Annotated in this window: 23 protein-coding genes and 1 pseudogene; 7 read left to right on the top strand and 17 right to left on the bottom strand. The window is 39.0% G+C overall.

Annotated features, from left to right (window positions below; translation table 11 throughout):
* Window positions 1-36: 36 nt before the first annotated feature.
* The 6 genes from JNUCC21_RS02795 to JNUCC21_RS02770 all read right to left on the bottom strand — a co-directional run bounded on the left by JNUCC21_RS02795 (window position 37) and on the right by JNUCC21_RS02770 (window position 5,228).
* A protein-coding gene (locus tag JNUCC21_RS02795) for an IS3 family transposase (protein ID WP_150123245.1) occupies window positions 37-1,187 on the bottom strand; the annotation gives its coding sequence in 2 pieces (ribosomal slippage) (window positions 37-914 and window positions 914-1,187; 1,152 coding nt in all).
* 130 nt (window positions 1,188-1,317) lie between these two features.
* The gene (locus tag JNUCC21_RS02790; RefSeq protein WP_063096254.1) at window positions 1,318-2,280 is read right to left on the bottom strand and encodes an arsenic resistance protein; all 963 of its coding nucleotides are present in this window, start codon (window positions 2,278-2,280) and stop codon (window positions 1,318-1,320) included.
* Between the two features lie 113 nt (window positions 2,281-2,393).
* Window positions 2,394-2,777 (bottom strand): hypothetical protein, encoded by a 384-nt coding sequence (locus tag JNUCC21_RS02785; RefSeq protein ID WP_029326203.1) that lies wholly within the window; start codon window positions 2,775-2,777, stop codon window positions 2,394-2,396.
* Between the two features lie 109 nt (window positions 2,778-2,886).
* On the bottom strand, window positions 2,887-3,936 hold the full coding sequence (locus JNUCC21_RS02780; RefSeq protein ID WP_061047199.1) for a Cfr family 23S rRNA (adenine(2503)-C(8))-methyltransferase: 1,050 nt from the start codon (window positions 3,934-3,936) through the stop codon (window positions 2,887-2,889).
* A 150-nt stretch (window positions 3,937-4,086) separates the two neighbouring features.
* Window positions 4,087-4,290, bottom strand: a complete 204-nt coding sequence (locus tag JNUCC21_RS02775) for a hypothetical protein (protein ID WP_007409550.1) — start codon at window positions 4,288-4,290, stop codon at window positions 4,087-4,089.
* 143 nt (window positions 4,291-4,433) lie between these two features.
* Window positions 4,434-5,228, bottom strand: coding sequence for a dihydrodipicolinate synthase family protein (locus JNUCC21_RS02770; protein ID WP_369878540.1), 795 nt, complete (start codon window positions 5,226-5,228; stop codon window positions 4,434-4,436).
* 240 nt (window positions 5,229-5,468) lie between these two features.
* Here JNUCC21_RS02770 and JNUCC21_RS02765 point away from each other — a divergent pair.
* A pseudogene (locus JNUCC21_RS02765) lies at window positions 5,469-5,947 on the top strand (DinB family protein).
* A 272-nt stretch (window positions 5,948-6,219) separates the two neighbouring features.
* On the opposite strand, the gene JNUCC21_RS02760 reads toward JNUCC21_RS02765, so the two are convergent.
* Entirely contained in the window at window positions 6,220-6,753 is a 534-nt protein-coding gene (locus JNUCC21_RS02760; protein ID WP_015239243.1) for a cupin domain-containing protein, read from the bottom strand.
* Between the two features lie 271 nt (window positions 6,754-7,024).
* Between JNUCC21_RS02760 and JNUCC21_RS02755 the strand changes: the two genes are divergently transcribed.
* On the top strand, window positions 7,025-7,657 hold the full coding sequence (locus JNUCC21_RS02755) for a hypothetical protein (RefSeq protein WP_069006874.1): 633 nt from the start codon (window positions 7,025-7,027) through the stop codon (window positions 7,655-7,657).
* Between the two features lie 98 nt (window positions 7,658-7,755).
* Here the strand turns inward: JNUCC21_RS02755 and JNUCC21_RS02750 are convergent, their stop codons facing one another.
* Window positions 7,756-8,793 (bottom strand): NAD(P)/FAD-dependent oxidoreductase, encoded by a 1,038-nt coding sequence (locus JNUCC21_RS02750; RefSeq protein WP_007609659.1) that lies wholly within the window; start codon window positions 8,791-8,793, stop codon window positions 7,756-7,758.
* A gap of 62 nt (window positions 8,794-8,855) precedes the next feature.
* Window positions 8,856-9,797, bottom strand: a complete 942-nt coding sequence (locus JNUCC21_RS02745; protein WP_085341764.1) for a cation diffusion facilitator family transporter — start codon at window positions 9,795-9,797, stop codon at window positions 8,856-8,858.
* A gap of 192 nt (window positions 9,798-9,989) precedes the next feature.
* Here JNUCC21_RS02745 and JNUCC21_RS02740 point away from each other — a divergent pair, with 192 nt between their 5' ends.
* Window positions 9,990-10,412, top strand: a complete 423-nt coding sequence (locus JNUCC21_RS02740) for a VOC family protein (protein ID WP_069006901.1) — start codon at window positions 9,990-9,992, stop codon at window positions 10,410-10,412.
* A gap of 73 nt (window positions 10,413-10,485) precedes the next feature.
* Here JNUCC21_RS02740 and JNUCC21_RS02735 read toward each other — a convergent pair whose 3' ends face one another.
* From JNUCC21_RS02735 to JNUCC21_RS02715, 5 genes are all read right to left on the bottom strand, one after another.
* Complete coding sequence (locus JNUCC21_RS02735) at window positions 10,486-11,832, bottom strand: FAD-binding oxidoreductase (protein ID WP_032873047.1); 1,347 nt, start codon at window positions 11,830-11,832, stop codon at window positions 10,486-10,488.
* Between the two features lie 401 nt (window positions 11,833-12,233).
* Entirely contained in the window at window positions 12,234-12,554 is a 321-nt protein-coding gene (locus JNUCC21_RS02730) for a hypothetical protein (protein ID WP_032866846.1), read from the bottom strand.
* 242 nt (window positions 12,555-12,796) lie between these two features.
* The gene (locus JNUCC21_RS02725) at window positions 12,797-12,982 is read right to left on the bottom strand and encodes a hypothetical protein (RefSeq protein WP_216062113.1); all 186 of its coding nucleotides are present in this window, start codon (window positions 12,980-12,982) and stop codon (window positions 12,797-12,799) included.
* 162 nt (window positions 12,983-13,144) lie between these two features.
* Window positions 13,145-13,510, bottom strand: coding sequence for a cupin domain-containing protein (locus JNUCC21_RS02720; protein WP_216062112.1), 366 nt, complete (start codon window positions 13,508-13,510; stop codon window positions 13,145-13,147).
* A gap of 35 nt (window positions 13,511-13,545) precedes the next feature.
* Complete coding sequence (locus JNUCC21_RS02715) at window positions 13,546-14,022, bottom strand: DinB family protein (RefSeq protein WP_038457051.1); 477 nt, start codon at window positions 14,020-14,022, stop codon at window positions 13,546-13,548.
* 277 nt (window positions 14,023-14,299) lie between these two features.
* Between JNUCC21_RS02715 and cotR the strand changes: the two genes are divergently transcribed.
* The 3 genes from cotR (at window position 14,300) to JNUCC21_RS02700 (ending at window position 16,505) form a co-directional block, all read left to right on the top strand.
* Window positions 14,300-15,265, top strand: a complete 966-nt coding sequence (gene cotR, locus JNUCC21_RS02710; RefSeq protein ID WP_038457049.1) for a sporulation hydrolase CotR — start codon at window positions 14,300-14,302, stop codon at window positions 15,263-15,265.
* Between the two features lie 366 nt (window positions 15,266-15,631).
* Window positions 15,632-15,949, top strand: a complete 318-nt coding sequence (locus tag JNUCC21_RS02705; RefSeq protein ID WP_014416988.1) for a PadR family transcriptional regulator — start codon at window positions 15,632-15,634, stop codon at window positions 15,947-15,949.
* On the top strand, window positions 15,936-16,505 hold the full coding sequence (locus JNUCC21_RS02700; RefSeq protein ID WP_369878539.1) for a DUF2812 domain-containing protein: 570 nt from the start codon (window positions 15,936-15,938) through the stop codon (window positions 16,503-16,505). The genes JNUCC21_RS02705 and JNUCC21_RS02700 overlap by 14 nt, the downstream gene beginning before the upstream one ends.
* Window positions 16,506-16,610: 105 nt before the next feature.
* Here JNUCC21_RS02700 and JNUCC21_RS02695 read toward each other — a convergent pair whose 3' ends face one another.
* Window positions 16,611-17,291, bottom strand: coding sequence for an aspartate/glutamate racemase family protein (locus tag JNUCC21_RS02695; protein WP_369878538.1), 681 nt, complete (start codon window positions 17,289-17,291; stop codon window positions 16,611-16,613).
* A gap of 451 nt (window positions 17,292-17,742) precedes the next feature.
* On the opposite strand from JNUCC21_RS02695, the gene JNUCC21_RS02690 reads away from it, so the two are divergent.
* On the top strand, window positions 17,743-18,204 hold the full coding sequence (locus JNUCC21_RS02690; RefSeq protein ID WP_041481999.1) for a CarD family transcriptional regulator: 462 nt from the start codon (window positions 17,743-17,745) through the stop codon (window positions 18,202-18,204).
* A 656-nt stretch (window positions 18,205-18,860) separates the two neighbouring features.
* Here JNUCC21_RS02690 and cspC read toward each other — a convergent pair.
* Window positions 18,861-19,064: a cold shock protein CspC gene (gene cspC, locus JNUCC21_RS02685; RefSeq protein WP_003156143.1), complete on the bottom strand. Its 204-nt coding sequence runs from the start codon at window positions 19,062-19,064 to the stop codon at window positions 18,861-18,863.
* A gap of 446 nt (window positions 19,065-19,510) precedes the next feature.
* Entirely contained in the window at window positions 19,511-19,609 is a 99-nt protein-coding gene (locus tag JNUCC21_RS02680; protein WP_369878806.1) for a molecular chaperone TorD family protein, read from the bottom strand.
* Between the last annotated feature and the right edge of the window lie 67 nt (window positions 19,610-19,676).

The raw sequence follows: 19,676 nt of genomic DNA, 5'->3' as shown, positions 1-19,676 counted from the left end.
TGCCCCCCGTTTTTGAGACAGGGGTCAAAACACCTTTTAAACAGCCAATTGCCGATAGTTTATCGGTGATTGGTTGTTTAGTTTGGTTTGAATACGAATATTGTTATAATAATGAATGTATTCTATGACAGTGCGTTCTACGATGGCAGTCGTAGTTCGATCAATGCTGTTAAGATAGAACGTTTCAGACTTTAGCGAGGAATGAAACGATTCGATGGAGGCATTATCAGCGGGCGTCCCTTTGCGGGACATGCTCATGGTAATGCCTTTTGTTTTAACAGCTTTTTGATACTCGTAAGATGTATACACAGAACCTTGGTCACTATGTAACACACAGTTCTCTGGCAGTGCGGGCAGCTGATCAAGTGTGTGTAAGACAAAGGCTGTGTCCTGCTTATCCCCAATAGTAAAAGCAATCACTTCTCCATTGTATAAATCTAATATACTGGAAAGGTACAATTGTTTCTGTCCATAAGGCAAATATGTGATGTCTGTTACTAGTTTTTCAAGAGGACGATCAGACTGAAAGTTCCGATCCAATATATTATCGACCACGGCATATGGCTGCCCATCCTTCTTGCGCTTTTTCACCTTAACCCGACACTGCCATTGATTTTTCTGCATAATACGTTGAACCGTTTTATGGTTAATACACATTCTCTTTTTTAGTATGGCTGTGATTTTTCGATATCCATATCGATACTTGTGCTCTCGGCACAACGTGCCGATTTGTTTTTCCAAATGGCGCTTGGGATGATCCTTCATCAGATTCTTCTTCCAACGATAATAAGACGCTCGAGAGATACCTAAATGAATACAGATATCCTGTACGGTCATTGTGCTGTGCAATATTTCTACAAGTTCGACTGACGTTTCGCTATCAACTTCCTTTCCAATTCGTTGTACTTTTTTAAAACTTCATTCTGTTGTCTCAGGTAACGAATCTCTGCCTGCAGTTTCTCTAAATCGGAAGAATACTCCGGACCTTTTCCGTAAGTGTATTGCTTTCCAACAGGCTGTTCGAATCGATGTGTATCACCAGCCTTATACCATCTAACCCATGTCTGAACCTGTGTCTTATTCTTAATATTCAACTCCTGCATAATCTCTTTCATAGGTACGCCTGCCAATCTCATTTCTACAGCCTTCTGTTTCGCTTCAACCGGATAACTCACTCTTGTCCCCATAGAAAAAACACCTCCAAGTCTAATTTCGGATAACAATCATCCGTATTCAAACTTGAAGGTGTTTTTATTTGTCTCATCTTATGGGGTCAGTCCCATTTGTTGGTATGTTTTTTTCAGTTCAAATTATTTTTTATTTCAGCAGCCATCCGGGCACCGCTTTTATATAAACCAATTCGCCTATCAATTCAACAATCGTCTGTGTGACGATAACAGCGGCGGCTAATGAAGCCCAAGCATCCGGCAAAGCCAGCGCTAACGGAAGGACTGCGAGAGAATTTCTTGTGCCCGTGCTGAAGATCAATGCTCTTCCTTCACCTGTATCCAGACGGAACGCGTATGCGATAAACCGGGAGACAAACGGCATAATGAGCAGGAATAACAGATAGATCGGAATCACACGTATAATGATGCCAGCATCACTGATGACCTTGCCGATTTGTGTGGCGACGACCGCCAGTAAGACCAGAGCCATCAAAGGAACAGGCAGCCAGGCCGTCCACTCTAACATCTTTTCTCCAGCCGGCTTCTTATCAGCCCACAATTGTGTCATCACTGCCGCCAGCAGCGGTCCCGCTATTAAACATAAGAATGCTTCCAGAAACGGCCCCGCATGAACAGCCCCTATCACTTCTTTCCCGATAAACAGCCACAAGTATAACGGAAGCAATACCATCTGAACGGCGAACAAAACCGGCGTGGAAGCCAGTATTAATCTCTCATTTCCTTTGCCGAGCTGAGTAAAGACGATGACGTAATCAATACAAGGTGTAAGCAATACCAAACAAACCCCTAATAATATAGGAGGAGATTGAGGAAAAATGGCGGTTAACACCCATACAACGACAGGTACAGCTAAGAAATTACCGATCAATAAAGCCGCCATAAACTTGAGGTTTGACATGGCTTCCCTCAACTTCAAGAACGGGATTTGGGCAAACATGGCATACATGAGAACAGCGATAAGCGGTGATATCGTCCATCCCCAGCGAAGTCCTGAATCTTTCCCGGCGATCCCCGCTATTCCGCCGATTACAAGAGTCACACCATATATCCAAATTTGCTGTTTTTCTAATGTCTCTCTGGTTATTTTCATTGGCTGACACCTCTTCTCCGCCCATTATACCTTCTTTTCTGCCGGAATTAAAAAACACCAAGGGTCTGTGACACTTGGTGTTTTGGGACGCGGGTTATTGTTGTCAAAACCGCTTATGAAAGTTTACTTGTGTTCTCTGTCCTGCCAACGAATAAGGTCACGGCAACACTCGCTGAACTGACCAAAGTCCCCAGTACGGCAGCAAGAATTGTCAAAAAGCCATTGGGAATCAGAAATCCAATCGGAATGAGCCCCGCAAACGTGAGGACGATAAAACATTGATAGACTCCGGATATGATTCTCACAACCAAGCTGCCAAAAAAGGACATGACGAATGGCGGAATGAACAAACATAAGATGATTCCGAGTGAGATCAATAAAATCATAGGCTCGTCAAAAGAAATGACACGATCGCCGGGAGACTCTTCAGCAGCCGCGAATACAGCAAATATAGACATTATCAGCGTAAGAAAAACAAGAAAAAACCTTTTCAGCAACGTTATGACTCCTTTTTTTATAAAAACGGGTATCTTTTTTTTAATCACAATAACCATTTTATGTTATCAAATGAAATAATATGAAGTCAAACCGAGTTCTGCACCTGATTTATTGGTTCTTATTTTTTTGATAATTTCCATATAATTGTCCGCAAGCAGCATCTATATCAATGCCAAATTGACTTCTGACGGTCACGTTAATTCCTGCTGACTTTAATTTTTTATAGAAATTTACAACTTGTTTCTCATTTACTTTTTCAAATCTCATAGGTGAACTAACAGTCGGGTTATATCTAATGATGTTTACATGGAACAAGTTCCCTCTCTTATATCTGCTTCTTAAAAGATTTACTACTTCATTCGCATGATCAATAGAATCATTGACTCCCGGCAGCATAATATAAGCAATATAAACTTTTCTTGAGGTCACACGTATATGCTCATCTAATGTGTCCATTACCTCCAATAACGGGTAGCGTTCATTAATCGGCATTAACTTGCTTCGCTGTTCATTAAAAGGAGAATGTAATGAAAACGTCAGGTTGACCTGCGGATAATCCTGAGTGATTTTTTTAATGCCCGGAATAATACCTATGGTCGAAATAGATAACCTGCGAGGGCTTAAAGCAAACAACTTCGGATTTGTAAGCACATGTAAAGCATCAAAAACTTGTACATTCGCTAATGCTTCTCCCATTCCCATAAAAGAAATACTGTCAATTGAATGTCCTTTTAAGTGAAAGTACAAAATTTGGTCAGTCATTTCATCTGACGTTAAATTGCGTTTTAAACCAATATCTCCTGTTGCACAAAATTTACAGCCAAAATGACAGCCGCACTGCGAGGATATACAAAATGACTCCCAACCGGCTTTATATTTCATATTAACCGTTTCTATTTTTTCGTCTCCTGAAATTTCAAATAAGACTTTTGTAACTTGCTCAGAATGCTGCACTTTTAAAGGAGCAATATTTAAAATTGACTCTCCGAACTCCTCTATTAACAATTTTCTCAAGGATTTAGGAAGAACCGTTATTTCATTGAAATGATTTATTCTCCCTTGGAATACAGCATTTTTGATTTGATTCATTCTAAAATCAGGAAATTTATTTTGCTTCAGGAACTCTTGAATTCTTATATACTTGTTTTTTTGTTGCATGTTTTCTCATCCTTCCATAATACTCTTGTTTGTTTGAGTAAATAGAAGGGAGTGATCATCTAACCTTTTTTTAAAATCAGGCACAAAAAAACACCGACACAATTATCGGTGTTACGCTTAAATAACATCATGCACAAATAAACAAGGACATTATGTCATTGGATTATCGTTTATTTGACATAGAGAAAAAGCACCGATAACTGTTTTTGTATGGTGATTTGGCTTAAAAAAGGACAGACTGCTCCCTTTGTCCGCCAAGATGTTTCCAATTTTTGCATTTTTACCATACAAAATTCCATAAATCGTTATCATCGCTTTCACCTCTTTCTTGTCAATATTAGCAATAATCACCATATCATAAGGTTTCCCTTATGTAAAGCTAAACAAATGCTTACGCCCCCGCTAATGACAGTATTATATAACTTGCTTATTAAGCCTAATCCAAGTACAGAAAGCGCGCTGATCACATTTTTCACTTATCCGCGACGGAACATTTCTTATATAATGGGTGACCGGCAGCTGCCTGCTTGAATCCCAATCTTCTTATAGTGATTTTTTATATTCATGACAGTATGATGATTTGTCACTTCAGCAATCAGATCGTTTATTCGGTCCAGATTAATCGGTTTATTTTCTGATAAGCTGCTGAAGCTTTCTCTGATTTCTTCAGGATAGACATTTCCAGCCATGCTTGACAGGCCGTTACACCCGTTACTCAGCATCTTCGGAAATTCAACGTCTCCTGCCGCAAACAAAATAAAGTGATCAGGGAACTCTGTTTGTTTATGACGCAGAACGTCTCCTCCTTCTTTCAGCCCCTTTATCCCGGAATGCCGGCTTATTAAGTCTTTAAGCGCTTTCTCACTCAGATTAAAACCGGTCCGGCCGGGGTTATTATAAAGCACAGCCTCTTTAGAGGTATGACTGAGAAGTTCGTCAACGTAATAAACGGCTTGCTGCTGTGTCGGTCTTATATAAGGAGGAAAACCAATCAGTACAGAATCAATATTGGTTTTCTCGATGTGTTTCATCAGTTTGACGGCATCACTGGTTCTTACGGCTGAAACACCGAACATCAGTTCAACATCTTCAAATTTTCGCTGATGAACATACTCAATGATCTGAAGACGCTCATCTATGCTGAGTGAATGCTGTTCACCAGTCGTGCCGCATATGAGTAACGAATGGATACCGCTGTTTTTCAAATGTTCGACAATAGCATCAAATCCTTCTAAATATAAACTTTCATCTTCATGAAAAGGCGTAGGGATAGCAACATTAAAATTTCGCATGAGAATGTCCTCCAAGTACATATTCTTGAATATCTGCAGAGTATCATATAACACTGTCTGACATTTAAAAAGGTACAGTTTCAGATAAACAAACATGTCAGATGTATAGGCCGACACACAAAAAAAGCAGGCAAAGAGAGCCTGCTTCATTGCTTCATCCTCTAGCGATTCATTCCCTGGATGGCTTGACAAATATGAGTAATAAGACAAACTGAATATAAAAATTGTGCTAATGAGGTGATGCTGTATTCTGCCGTTAATGAAAATTACAGCCGCTTAATATCCATTGTGTCAGACATGTCACAGCAGGAGATTGATTATAAAGGACCAAATCAAACATACAATAGTACAGCTCAGCTAATAAGACACTTAGCATATGTTGATCTCAACTGGATATTCAGAATAAAGGGTGAACCGATACCAAAGCAGCTTGAAGAGAAGTATGGACCAATGTTAGATCAGAACAATAAGCTCCCTTTCATTTCCGGTGTTTCATTAGAACAAATTCTCACTGATTATGAAGAAGTATTCAGCATGTTTAAGTCTGTTTGTTATGAGTTAACTGACGATCAGCTGAATCATACAGTAGATTATGAAGCAGAAAAACAAGCAACCATTCAATGGGGAATATGCATATGGCAGACCATAATAGATATCATCAAGCTCATATTCATCAGCTTCGCAAATGGTTTGAAGAGAAACAGAAACTTGGCAGTTAAAGCCGCTTATTAGGAGGAGCAAGGATAAATTTATTACAAATTTCCTGCGGATTGCCTATTTTCACTGACTGCCAATCAATTAAAATGTACAGACAAAAAACCACATTTGCTGTTGAAAAGTTGTGGAATAAAGCATCGCATCAACTGCACTATGACAAGCTGAAACGTTAATATTTTGTGTTTCAGCCATTCAATCGCTTTATTTAATGATGCTGTCCAAATACGATTTTTTCTATAGTCTTTGCAGCAGTAAAGTCCTCTGGAATCCTATACTAATCTTCCGCAGCCGCTGCATCGGCCTTTGTCACATGAACTGTACCAAACGGATGGTTAGGAGGAGCATAAATTGAATACAGTTTTAACGGCGTATTACCCGTATTCACAACATTGTGCCAAGTGCCGGCAGGGACAACAATGGCAAAGTCATCATAGACATTTCTTTGGAATGTTAAATGTTCCTTGCTCTTACCCATTTTAACGATCCCCCGGCCTTGCTCAATCCGTAAGAATTGATCTACGTGGGGGTGGATTTCCAAACCGATATCTTCTCCAATGCCGATACTCATTAAAGTAATTTGAAAATGTTTTCCCGTCCATAGAGCCGTACGGAATGTATTGTTTTGTTTTGCGGCTTTATTGATATTCACAACGAATGGTTTTGGTCCATAATCTTTCAAGAGAAGGTTTCTATCTTCGTATGAAGGATCATAGTTATTTGGAAAAGTCCAATAAACAGATCTTCCATCGCTATACATCGGTACATTCACACAATAATAATATTGATGCGAAAAAGGTATATAATACATTTTTCATCCCCGCAATTTTAAATTTTTGTGATATTATCCTATGCTTTTGGTAATGAGAGTGTGCCGTACAAAGAAATTCCCTTGTTCAGCCTAAAAGACTTAAGTTAGCAGAAACGTTTTGGCCACAAAATCCGTTTGCATAAAAAATACCAACTGAATATGCGCGGACTAAAATCGTTGCACTGATGGATAATTTAGGCACATGCCCTTATCAAAAACAATCTGGGTGCATATCCTGCTCCTAAAAGTCATTCATAAAGGGAGTTTAGACATGTATTATTATTATCCGTATTATGTATATGATTACAGACAGCAGCCTGATTTAAGTCAGGCAAATCTTAAAATGCGAAGCCATTTATCTGCGATTCAACAAATTCCAATACACTCATCCTCCTTTCAACAATCAATGGCTGCGGTAGTGAAACACTTGCAGGCTGTCAGCAGAGCACTCGCTCTGGGATGCGGTATGAGTTCAGAATTCAGATTTCTTCCAGACACTTGGGGATTACGAGAACTTCATATTGTACACGCGAAATATCTTACTCCGTTGAGCTATCACGTTTATTCCGCTTTAGGCGCAGCAGAGCTTCTCGCCTCCGGACAAGGCCGGGCTCCTCATTTTCCTCTTATGGTTGGCTGCATGAATTCAATACTTCGTCTATGGTCAAACTTCCCCGCAGCGATAGCAGACCTGAGAAGAGCAGCCGGTCACCAATACGAGTCATCTGTAGACGAGGCGGAAAATCTCCTAAGACCAATGGTTCCAGCCACACAACAGGCATTATCCATCAGTCAATCTGCAGTGAGTCCGGCTATTTGGCAGGCTTCCTTACGTGCCGCGCAGTTAGCTCGGGAGGTACGTCAGAATGTTGCACAATCAATGAGTCAGGGATCTTCTTATTAATTAAGCCAAAAGATTTTTTCGGCTTTACACAGTCACATAACCGGACTTATTCAACACAAAAAAGAGCAGTAAACACGTAAGTTACTGCTCTCCTCTGTCTATCCGCCGTTCATTTGTTTTACAATGTATTCAGCATCATTTCCTACACCTTGAAGCAGCGCTGAACCTCGCCTATGCTGCCAAGGCAAACCAATAAAATACAATCCTTCCACAGCTGAAACACCCCGGTGATGTATAATTCGGCCTTCCTTATCCAAAACACCTTCTATTTTCATCCAACAAAGCGGATTCTTAAAACCAGTTGCCCAAATGATATTGTTTACTTCTAATGAAGATGAATCTTTAAAAATGATTTCATTTTGCTTTCCGGCTATGACTCTTTGTTTTAAGATGATCTTCTTCTGTCTTATTGCATGTTTTAATTCATACCCAAATATGGGGTCGCCTTTCTTCTGAATGAACTTGCCTAATATTGATGTATGACTTGCATGTAAAACTCCTAATTTATCAAACCACCAAAAGATGCTTCTTTTTCCAATCCATAAAGGGAAATAAACCGGTTTATTACTGCAAGCCAAATATGTAACTCTTTCTTTGGATAATTCAACAGCTATCTGAGCCCCGCTATTCCCGCCGCCGACTACCAGTACATTCCCAGGCGCCAGTTGTTTTGAATGTTTATATTGTGAAGAATGTAATTGATGAATATGATCGGCTACATCCCTTGATATTGATGGAATGTTAGGGGTATGAAAAGGACCTGCGGCCATCACAAGATTCTTCGTTTGATATTCTTCCCGGTTTGTTTTTATTAAGAAATAGTTCTTTAATTTTTGGACACTTATTACTTCTGTCCGTAATTGGATCGGGATTTCAAATCTTTCAACATATTTTTTCAGATAAGCAGCAATTTCATTTTTTGAAGGGAGTCCATGCTTGTCTCCTTCAAGCTGCATTCCAGGCAAAGAGCTGTACATTCGAGAAGTAAATAAAACCAATGAGTCATACCGGTTTTTCCAGCTTTCTCCTACTTCATGACTTTTATCCAAAATGATAAACTTTTGTTTCGACTTCTTTAGATAATATCCTACTGAGATTCCTGCCTGACCGGCTCCGATTACTATCGTGTCGTACATATGAATCCCCCCGCGGTTTTAGCTTAATTGTCAGAAGACAAAGTGAACCCCTATTTCCTTCTTTAATGATGATGATGGTCACGCGGAATCTCAGTTTGGGCCTGACAAAGAATCGTATTGTCGTGATTATGCGCTGCTGTTTCCATTTGAATGGTTACATGTGTAATGCCTTTATCTCCAAGTTCATGTTCAATTTTGCGTAAAATACTTTCGCTTTCTGAAATGGTCAGTTGATCGTTAACAACAGCGTGGCAGGAAAGAGCATTCAATCCGCTTGTGATAGACCATATGTGCAAATCATGAATGCTTTGAATTCCTTCTGTCTCTTCAATTGTATGAATGATGTCAGTGACATCGATATTTTCCGGAGTTCCTTCCATTAATACGTGAATGGAGTCTTTCGTCACATGGTAACCGCTTCTCAGAACAAGAATAGCCACAATGACACTGGCCGCTGGATCTGCCCAGCTCCACCCGAAGAAGATGATAAGGATCGCAGCCAGTATGGCACCTACAGATCCGAGCATGTCACTTATCACATGTAAGTAAGCCCCTCTTATGTTCAGGTTATTCTTTGTATCTCCGCCGTTCAGCATAATCCAAGCGACCAATATATTTACAGCTAACCCGATGATACTAATCGTCAGCATGCCGGTTGTTGCTACCTCCGGCGGATGAGAGAAACGTTTGATTGCTTCATAAATGATATAAAGGGAAATCAATATTAATGCAACACCGTTTATCACAGCTGCGAGAATCTCAAATCGTTTGTAGCCGAATGTCTTATGATGACTTGCCTTTTTTTCGGCCAATTTAAAAGCAATCAGAGCAACCATTAATGAGATCGAGTCACTCAGCATATGGCCTGCATCTGACAAAAGCGCTAAACTATTGGTTAAAAATCCGCCTATCGCTTCTATTATCATATAACTTGTAATCATGATAAAAGAGATCAATAAAACCTTCTTATTGGATCCGCCAGCGTGATTGTGATTGTGACCCATAAAAATCTCCTCCTTATCTCATACACTGCATTTATTATTTCTTTTCTGTTATGAAGCATTCTAACATGGACACAAAAATAACCGTATATGATTATGTGCTCATATATGAATATATAGGTTCTTTACTGAAATGTCAAAATCTTTTCAATGAAAATGTCCAATACTTTATATTGCTCTTGATCAATGATTGCTATGAAGCCGCGGATTACAGTAATTACTTTAGGCGCAGACAATTTAGAAAAATCGCTTCACTTCTATCGAGATGGCTTGGGTCTGCCTACAGAGGGAATAGCCGGTACAGAATTTGAACATGGTGCAGTTGCCTTTTTTGACTTACAAACAGGACTGAAACTTGCCATTTGGAACCGCAAAGACATCGCACATGAAACAAACGTTACGTTAACTGCGCCAAGCCCTGCAGAATTTACATTAGGACATAATGTTGGCAGTAAAGCTGAAGCCGATAAAGTCATGGAACAGGCAAAACAGGCAGGAGCAACGATAACTGATCCCGCTCATGATACTTTTTGGGGCGGATACTCCGGTCACTTCCAAGACCCCGATGGACACTTATGGGAAATCGTTTGGAATCCGCACTGGGATGCAATTGAATAACCACATTTAGCAACAATAAAAACACACCTGAATGTTCTGGTGTGTTTTTTATTTGTTTCCAAAAACGATCAAACTATTTATACGATGGCGGGATGCTTTGCGGAAAACGGAATACATTTTCGGGATCGTATTTCGCCTTTATTCTTTGAAGCCTTGCAAAGTTTGAGCCATAATATGCTTTTCCGAAGTTCTCGATATTTTGATCCGGAACATTCACATATGAACCTGTTACATATGGTTTCATCAGCTGACGCACTCTTTCAACTGATGCAAGATTCGAAGCTTCTTGTGATTTATTTTTCCAACTGGCCGTCCATTCCGTATAAAACAATGGTCGGCGCCAATAGAAGGCTGTTTCACTGCTTGGAACTCTGCTTATCGCGCCGCCCCAATTGATAAAAAAGAAATTGGTTTCTGTCCCGGTCGCTTTTTCTAAAAATTGTCTCATTACTGCAATAGGTTCTTCCGGCCAAAGATTGAGCGCCCACGCCGAAGAGAATTTAACACTCTGATCCGATCGGCCGGGAATCGGTTCGTCAGGATCTAAGAAATCTATACAATCCGGGTAGTATAGTGTTTTGATTACTGTTTGTGCCGGTGTTCCGGCATTTAATAAAGGTTTTAATAATTGAACCAGCTCTGGTTTTGAACCGAGGAACAATCCTTCCACATGGCACAAGCCATTTACTTTGCTGTAAATCTCAAGATAGCATCCTAATCGTTCGTCTGTAAACGGCGCCCATTTTTGCCACGCTTTAAATACCGTTTCTAACTGTTCCCACGGCCAAATGATATTAAAGACGGTTGCGGTTTTAGGGGCACGGTGAACTTTGAATGTATATTGGGTGTTATATCCGAAATTGCCTCCCCCGCCGCCTCTGGAAGCCCACAGTAAATCTTCATTGCGGGATTGATTTGCTTGAATAATCCTGCCTTTGGCATCTACCATTTTCAGTGCGAGAAGGTTATCGCTTATCAGGCCGATCGATCGGGAAAGCACTCCAAATCCGCCTCCCATTGTGATTCCTCCGATTCCGACGGTTGGACTGTCTCCGAACGGGGCCATAAAACCTTCCCGAGCTAAACCTTTTACAAGCGGGCCGACGTGAATACCGGTTTGAACAGTTGCTACCGCGTTTTTTTCATCTAAGAAAACTTTATTCATGTCACTCACATCAATAACAATCCCATCACTTACCGTGGAAAGATTTTTATCCAGAGCATGGCGGCCGCTTCTGACACGCATAGGCACATTCTTCTCACGAGCCCATTTAATAGCATTACTTACATCGTATGAATTTTGGGCAAAAACAAAGACAAGCGGACAGACATCAACATAAGGGTTCCAATTCTTAACCGCCTGTGTATAGCCAGGGTCCCCTTTGAAGATGACGCGTCCTGTTAACTGTGCTGATCCCATCTATTTCACTCCCAATAAGCATTTGATTCCGATACCAGTATATGTAGGAATTGGACAAATTCTTAGACAGATGTTCTGCAAACTTAAAAATAGATACATATACGCGAAGATGATATAAAAACAAAAAAAAGACAAGAGCGGCAAGCTGCCGAAACGCTTGTCTCTCCTGCCTTTTTTATCATGATAGGCACTTACATTTATTGGCGTTATATCCCGACTTAACTATGGAAGTCCATAGAAAATTATGTTTGCCCTGCCATGCGTGGTTCTGCTGAGACACCGGCTGAGCAATCTTTCTGCTTGATCCCCCGACAAAGAATCTTATTCTTTATCGTTTTTGCACCCCTGTACGGTTAAAATCAATACACATTGAATCTTATCTTTTACATGATGAAAAGATCTTATTTTTTCTTCTTGTGCTTACGTTTGCAATCATGTTTTTTCTCTTTCTTATGACGTTTTTTACATTTCGCTTTGGCTGCTAATTTTGCCGCTTCTACCTTTGCTTCTGCTGCTGCTTTTGCTGCTTCTGCTGCTCTGGCTCTTGCTTCTTCCGCCCTTGCTATTGCTTCTTCCGCTCTGGCTCTCGCTTCTGCTTCTCTTGCTGCTTCCGCTCTTGCTGCGTCGTCCGCCATATCAAAATCATGGCCAAGGTCACAGGCTTCGTTGTATGGCTTTTTCTTCTGAACGTACTGTTGATCTTCACCTTCGTTATAATACATTACGCCACTCCTTCTCTCATTTTTTAATCTCTACATACTATGTATAGAAATAACTGCAGCTTGGACTGGTATTATGATGAACCGGCACATTTTAGGGCAATTTTCATTTATCGATACAACAGATTCTGGATGCTTGATGAAACTTAAATGTTTATGATAAGCAGCGTAAAAAGGGAGACTACGAAAAAAGGATGCTGCGCGCTGCAACATCCTTCTGTACCAACTTTTTGTGTTTTTGACTTTTAGTTTGCTTGCTGTGTTTGTTTTACTGGTTCTTTGCTAAAAAGTCCGACAATGTTCAACAAAATAATTGCAGCAGCTATGATTAAACGAGTCGTACTGACTTCTTGGTTAGTAAACAATTTATAGCCATATATTGACCCCAATGCTGCTATACAAAAAATATTGAACCATTTACTCCAACGCAATTAGAAAACTCCTTATAAAATGATTACATTTCAAAACAATGTATTATAATATTAACAAAATTTTTCAATAATTTACCTTAAATCATTCTTAATTGGTTTTCCTGATCATTTTCTCTAATCGTCTTCGATCTTTCGGATTTTTGATCATTTTTTTGTTACAGGCTAGACCCAGACATCATTTTCAGCTGTTTGATCAGTTATTTCCTGCCCGGTATTCACAACACCTTTAGGTTCTACAAGCAAAATGTTACACTCTGATTCTGCATAAGGTTTATGTTCAACATTTTTCGGAATGACAAACATTTCACCTTCATTTAATGTTACTTCTCCATCACGAAATTCAATGATTAAATTACCCTTAATGACAATGAAGACTTCATCTGTTTCGTCATGCTTATGCCAAACAAAATCCCCTTGTACCTTAACAAGTTTAAATTGATAATCATTCATTTCAGCGATTACTTTTGGAAACCATTGATCTTGGAACGCAGCTAATTTCTCTTGAAAATTAATCGGTTTATATTCCATTCTTTCCCCTTCCCGTGTAAAACTCAATCATTTAACTAGTCCCAAATTAAAGGCCTGTCAACCTCAGCAGTTCTGAGATAGTCTAAAAGCTGACCGGTATGTACGGACTCATGGTAAGCGATTCTTAATAACATGTCTCCTAGTTCGCGAATATATCCAACATCAGACCTGTCAATCTTTATATTTGTTAAATCTGTTTCGTTTAACGATTTGATGAATGTCAAAAACTCGGCCCGATACGGTTTTGCAAATTCTAATTCTTCGCTTACAGTGGTAAACATTTTTGATTCATAAGGATTAATAGTTTCCTCTGAAAACTCACTCATATTTTTCATTAAAATTTGATGATAAAGAAATTCTGCTTCTAATATGTGTCTTATCATTTCTTTACACGACATGGCTTCGGAATCCGGGCGCCAGTCCATTTTTTCCTCAGGTATAGCTGTCCATAACTTGATGCTTCGCCGTCTCACCTCTTCAAAATGTAAAACGATAAGGTCAATCGTATTCAAATATTTTTCCCCCTTTTATTTTTATAACCTATTCTCCTTCTTTCCAGGAATACCTTCATGAGCTGCCTCAAAAAATTAAAGATATATTCCTTTCGCCTCTAAATAAATAGTCCCATCCACATCATTGACAGACGCGGTGTTAAAAATGGTGAGAAACAACTCGCTAGATTGATAAATCGAACAATTTTAAGATAAAGAGATATTCATTCATCCATACAATAGACTCTGGCTGAACATATACTGAATGATAGTTTTCATCAGAAAGGAGAAATCAGCTTTGGCAAAATATCGGATCATGACCTTTGACGGGGGCGGAACCTTAGGTGCTTTAAGTTTACAGCTATTGAACAGACTGGCTGAAGAAAATCCAGAATTAATAAGTCGAACCCACGTATTTGCGGGAAATTCAATCGGTTCATTTACTGCCCTTGCATTAGCAAGCGGAAGATCTCCGAGGGAAACACTTCAGTATTTTAAGGATGAAATCCTGCCCGCATTCAGCACGTCCCGGCCGGGCGGACCTGTTTTCAATCAACAATTACCATATTCCGGTTTTATTAAAGCGGTACGAAACTTTTTCCCGCCAGGCCTTCGCCTTAAAGATCTAAGAAAACGAATTGTTGTCCCTTCATTCAAATTATACTCCCCGGCACTGGATCGTTGGACGCCCGTATTATTTCACAACTTTCCCGGCTCTCCCTATTTAAATGAGAAAGTGAGTGATGTCATACTGCGGAGCAGCGGTGCTCCCGCGACGCAGCGCGCCTATCAAAACTACGTGGACGGATATGTAGTGGCAACGAACCCCAGTACGGCCAGTATCGCGTTTGCGGTTGGTAAAGCCAACGTGCCACTGGATCAAATTGCGGCACTATCCATCGGTACAGGTGAAGCCCCGACTCGGTTAAGAAGAGATACGAGGGGATGGGGAATGGTGAGTGCGGATAACATACGTCCCGAAAATCTGAAGAACCTTCCTCCAAATTGGGGAGTCCTTTTGGACAGGTCGCCTAATGAACCATTACTGCCATTTCTTCAGATGATCTCCGGCGGAAATGGCTACTATGAATCTATGGTCAGCGCGAATCTGCTGGGAGATCGCTTTTTCCGGTTAGATCCGCGGATTCCTAACTTCTCCAAAACAGACCCTTCCGTGGTTCCCGCTGTCATTGAAATTGCGAACAAAACCAACTTACAGCCTGTGAATACATTTATAGAGAAAAACTGGAACGACAGCCATTAACTAAGTTAGAAGTTTATAATAATTCAATGAACAAAAAATACCAAGGGACTCAACACCCTTGGTATTATTAATGCGGCCGAGAGGGTTTGGACCTTTACGGGGTGTTTATACGCTGGGCATTCGATAAAGTGAAAGCTTAGCTTATTACCACCCGGCATTTCAAGCACTGAAGTTAAGCATTACATCCAACAATCGGGCCATTTAATTGAATAGGACTACTCAGTAGTCGCTTCCCATTACGTAAGAAAAGCGACTTTTTAGATTTGATTTTCAAGTTCCTTTGACAAATTTTGAAAAGACCATTGACTATTCAGTTGAACTGTATTAAGTTTAACTATATAGTCAGACTGAATAGAGGATGAGGATATGAAACATAAATTATTACCGCTGTCTGAAACCATGCATTATATTTTATTAGCTCTGCGTGAGCCGCTTCATGGCTATGCCGCCATGCAGAAGATCGAAAAGATGAGTAACGGAACTGTTATTTTAGCGGCCGGCACATTATACGGCGCGATTGAAAACTTGAATAAGCATGGATGGATTGAACCTGTTGGAGAATCGGGCCGGAGAAAGGTTTATATGATAACTGCGGAAGGAAGCGCCATTTTGAAGATGGAACAAAACAGGTTACTGCATATTTTATCCCTGCATGAAGGAAGTGAATCGAATGAAGAAATTTAAGATGTTTTTTGATATTGAAAAAGAGGAGCAATGGCTGAACGAGCAATTACAAAAAGGCTATCGCTGTACAAATATCAGCGGATTAGGAATATACACTTTCGAAAAAACCGACAAGAGATATGTAATGAGACTGGATTATCATGATTATTTATCAAAGAAAAAGTTCAAAGACTACAGAGAGATCTATGAAGACTTCGGCTGGAGTTATATAAACAGCCCATGGCTCAGCGGAACTCGATATTGGCAAAAAGAAGATGATGATCAAAATGAAATCTTCTCGGATCGCCAATCAAAGAGTAATTATTATAAAAGATTAATGGGTTATTCATCTTGTTTTGGTTTACTTTGCTTATTTTATTCTTATTTGATTTACAAGGATTCAGGTTTGTATTTAGCTGAAGGTCTGTGGAGTATGGAAGGCGCAATGTTTTGGAAAGCATTTTTATTTGAAACTCCATTTGCCCTTTTGAGGTCGCTTCCCGCTCTTATGGCTGTTGTCTTCGGCTTCAGTTACTATAAAGCGTATCGAAAATATTCAATGTTAAAAGAACAATAACGCGGGGAAGTTACATTCAAAGAAGTAATCGAGGATCATGTATTTGCCGAAGCCGGGCGCTTTAACGGAAAAAAGCGCCCTGCATTTGCTGATAAATCAGACGGCTTATTTTGTTAATGATACATACTTATTTACAATGGCTTGAGCGAGACAAGCTGATGAATCAACAAAGGTAAGTTCGCTGCTTTTTTGATCCGTGACAATATTTAAATCCGTACATGCAATGATAACCGTATCAACCTTTTCTGCTAATTCACGGTGTAATTCATCATATAATGTACCAGCCTCATTGATTTGACCTTGTTTAATCTTCTCTATTATGTGATCGACATAGATTTGCCAACTATCTTGATGTAAAAAATCATAACCTTCTCTGTTTAACGCTTCTTGAAATATTCCAGATTGAACTGTAGGAACGGTGGCTAAAAGAGCTGCTTTTTTTGAGCCTTTAGGTATTTTTTTTATGGTTTCATCAACCATGTTTAGTAAAGGGACTGAAAGCGATTTTTTTATTTGATTAAAATAGATATGTGCGGTATTACATGGGATGGCAATAAAATCAACACCCGTTTTTTCAAGCTTTACAGCCCCCTCAATAATTGCCTTTTCCATGTCCGTATGATTGAGAGGTTTATTCATATAGAAAGGAGTCGGACAAGAATAGATCATCATATGAGGGAAATCCATGTCATGTATTGCTCCATATATTTTTTGGCACTCGTCTACTACCTTATCTACAAATGGCCCAGTAGATTTTGGCCCCATTCCTGCCAGTATTCCGATCATAATTGTCCTCCTCTATAAAAATGTGTACGAATACGATCACGATGAGTTATTCTTGTGTTTCTCATCTGAATCTGCTCTCATTTCTTTTTGGCTGTCTTCTCCTATTTTATCATTTCATTAATTGAATTATGGTTAAAAATCGGTGATTAAATTGTGCCCATATAGATTAGTAAACGTGTCATTGATGTCAAGTCATGAACTCCTAAAGGAAATTTAATAACTCATTTTCAACGAAAAACTGATCTCTGTTAATTAGTCGAGATTCCAAGATATACACGGACCAATTGACCTTTCCTTTTTTAGGAATCGCACAGGTTCCCTCTTATTTTGATGTTGTTTTTTTAAAAAAGTTATTGACACCAATAAATGACCATGTTATCATTAAAAATTTGATATCTCACTCCATATATGGTAACCTTAAGTTAAGTTCCCATATATGGAGGTGGATTATATGTTTCAAATTGGCGATAACATTGTTTATCCAATGCACGGAGCAGGTACAATTGAAGCCATAGAAGAAAAACAATTCTTAGAGGAAAAACAACAGTATTATGTCATAAGAATGTCAATCAGTAATATGACAGTTATGATTCCAACGCGTAAAATATTGAGTTCAAATATACGGCCAGTTACTGATATACGTGCATTAAAACACATTATACACATTTTTCAGCATGGAGAATCAGATAGGTTACTGCCGTGGAAGCAAAGGTATATAGTAAACACGAACAAAATAAAAACGGGTGAAATACAAGAAGGCGCTGAAGTTGTACGTGATTTAATGCGAATGAAGAAAGAAAAAGCACTTAATTCAAGTGAAAAAAAAATGTTGGATAATGCATATGAATTTTTGATTAGTGAACTGGAAGTCATTAAAGGAATCACTGAAAAACAAATAAAAAGTTTCTGCTAAGGTTAATTTTAAATAATGTTTTGCATTCCAAAAAGCACCCGCGAGTTTTCGGAATATTACAATTAAAATATTTCAAAGACGCTTAACTTCTTCAACTTACTTTTAGAACATTAACCTCTTTTATTATTCCTACAATCTAATCTGTTTTATTTTTTTCTTTAACGAACATTTGATGTTTTATCAAAAAACTCGATGAAATAGTCACTTGATTTTTGTAATCCTGATTCACACTGGCACGGACAAGGAGCCGTAAGGATGGAAGAGAGGCAGGGCTTTCATTGTTTTAGGTCTAAGTGATTATTTCCAGAAGAAAAAACAACCACTCCCCTCTTTATCTTTAAGAATTTCTTACATCTGCTTCCACAGTGAATAGCAGTTGGTTATCTTCTTTTCATAAAAGAGATATGCGAATTGTAACAAAGAATAACATACAGTTATCTTGAGAACATAAAAACAAATCATTTATATATATTCCACATATCGTCAATCCGGTATGTTATACTGTAAACAATCCTTTGAGGTTTTAAACCTTTTTCTTACCTTGTAGCAACTGTCCCTACTCGAACGTTGAGTAGGGTTTTTTTATTCAGTATGATACAGAGAACATAAAAAAACAGGCCCTATATAAAGAGCCTGTTTGTATAAACGATTGAAGATTAAGCAGTTTTTTGAACGTTAGCAGCTTGAGCTCCGCGAGCACCTTGCTCAACGTCAAACGTTACTTTTTGACCTTCGTCTAAAGATTTGAATCCGTCACTTTGGATTGCAGAAAAGTGTACGAATACATCGTCTCCATTTTCACGTTCGATAAATCCAAAACCTTTTTCTGCATTAAACCATTTAACTGTACCTTGTTCCATTTTTGTTGCCTCCTAGTGTGTTACACATTGTATTACTATCCTTGCCCAAAGTATCATCAAGACGAAAAGTCGATATTCATACTATCCTTTACACGAACAAAAATAATTCTCCTTTATCATATCACGAAACGGAAATAACTGCAAATTAATAATGTGTTCATTCATGTTTTATTTGTTAAACCTGTCGATACCAGTGCAAAATAAGATGCCTATTAATAGCTATGGTTTGAAAACACCGTGAAAATGAATTACGAGTGCCTTCAAACCCAGTACTTCATATTGATTGTTAAAGATTTCTTTAAAAAGCTCAGCTGTTTCTTGTTCAAGTACAAGATATTCTTGGCTGTTCACTGGTACAGCTTTGTTTCTGCAGATGTTTCCAAACGATCACTCAGGTATACCCCTATTTTAACGGTATTAACTTGTCATGTTTGTTCCTCAAACAATCAAAATTCACGGTCTAAATAAACCGATTCACATTGGGGAGCATGGAGAGAGTTTGGCCCGATAAAGAGCCGGGTATAATCTTCATACGCTTTTTGTATCCCGGCTGGCCATTGCTAATAAAGATTTAATCGAGATGGAAACAAGTATCTCATTTCCAATAATTTC

The organism is Bacillus sp. JNUCC-21 (genome assembly GCF_041222765.1).
Classification (GTDB): Bacteria; Bacillota; Bacilli; order Bacillales; family Bacillaceae; genus Bacillus; species Bacillus velezensis.
This window is presented reverse-complemented; position numbering and strand designations above follow the sequence as displayed.

Coding starts and splice junctions, on each gene's coding strand:
- JNUCC21_RS02790 (WP_063096254.1), bottom strand. CDS start 2,280: ATGAAAATAACCAGAGAGACATTAGAAAAACAGCAAATTTGGATATAT.
- JNUCC21_RS02780 (WP_061047199.1), bottom strand. CDS start 3,936: ATGCAACAAAAAAACAAGTATATAAGAATTCAAGAGTTCCTGAAGCAA.
- JNUCC21_RS02775 (WP_007409550.1), bottom strand. CDS start 4,290: ATGGTGATTATTGCTAATATTGACAAGAAAGAGGTGAAAGCGATGATA.
- JNUCC21_RS02770 (WP_369878540.1), bottom strand. CDS start 5,228: ATGCGAAATTTTAATGTTGCTATCCCTACGCCTTTTCATGAAGATGAA.
- JNUCC21_RS02760 (WP_015239243.1), bottom strand. CDS start 6,753: ATGTATTATATACCTTTTTCGCATCAATATTATTATTGTGTGAATGTA.
- JNUCC21_RS02755 (WP_069006874.1), top strand. CDS start 7,025: ATGTATTATTATTATCCGTATTATGTATATGATTACAGACAGCAGCCT.
- JNUCC21_RS02750 (WP_007609659.1), bottom strand. CDS start 8,793: ATGTACGACACGATAGTAATCGGAGCCGGTCAGGCAGGAATCTCAGTA.
- JNUCC21_RS02745 (WP_085341764.1), bottom strand. CDS start 9,797: ATGGGTCACAATCACAATCACGCTGGCGGATCCAATAAGAAGGTTTTA.
- JNUCC21_RS02740 (WP_069006901.1), top strand. CDS start 9,990: ATGAAGCCGCGGATTACAGTAATTACTTTAGGCGCAGACAATTTAGAA.
- JNUCC21_RS02735 (WP_032873047.1), bottom strand. CDS start 11,832: ATGGGATCAGCACAGTTAACAGGACGCGTCATCTTCAAAGGGGACCCT.
- JNUCC21_RS02730 (WP_032866846.1), bottom strand. CDS start 12,554: ATGTATTATAACGAAGGTGAAGATCAACAGTACGTTCAGAAGAAAAAG.
- JNUCC21_RS02720 (WP_216062112.1), bottom strand. CDS start 13,510: ATGGAATATAAACCGATTAATTTTCAAGAGAAATTAGCTGCGTTCCAA.
- JNUCC21_RS02705 (WP_014416988.1), top strand. CDS start 15,632: ATGAAACATAAATTATTACCGCTGTCTGAAACCATGCATTATATTTTA.
- JNUCC21_RS02700 (WP_369878539.1), top strand. CDS start 15,936: ATGAAGAAATTTAAGATGTTTTTTGATATTGAAAAAGAGGAGCAATGG.
- JNUCC21_RS02695 (WP_369878538.1), bottom strand. CDS start 17,291: ATGATCGGAATACTGGCAGGAATGGGGCCAAAATCTACTGGGCCATTT.
- JNUCC21_RS02690 (WP_041481999.1), top strand. CDS start 17,743: ATGTTTCAAATTGGCGATAACATTGTTTATCCAATGCACGGAGCAGGT.
- cspC (WP_003156143.1), bottom strand. CDS start 19,064: ATGGAACAAGGTACAGTTAAATGGTTTAATGCAGAAAAAGGTTTTGGA.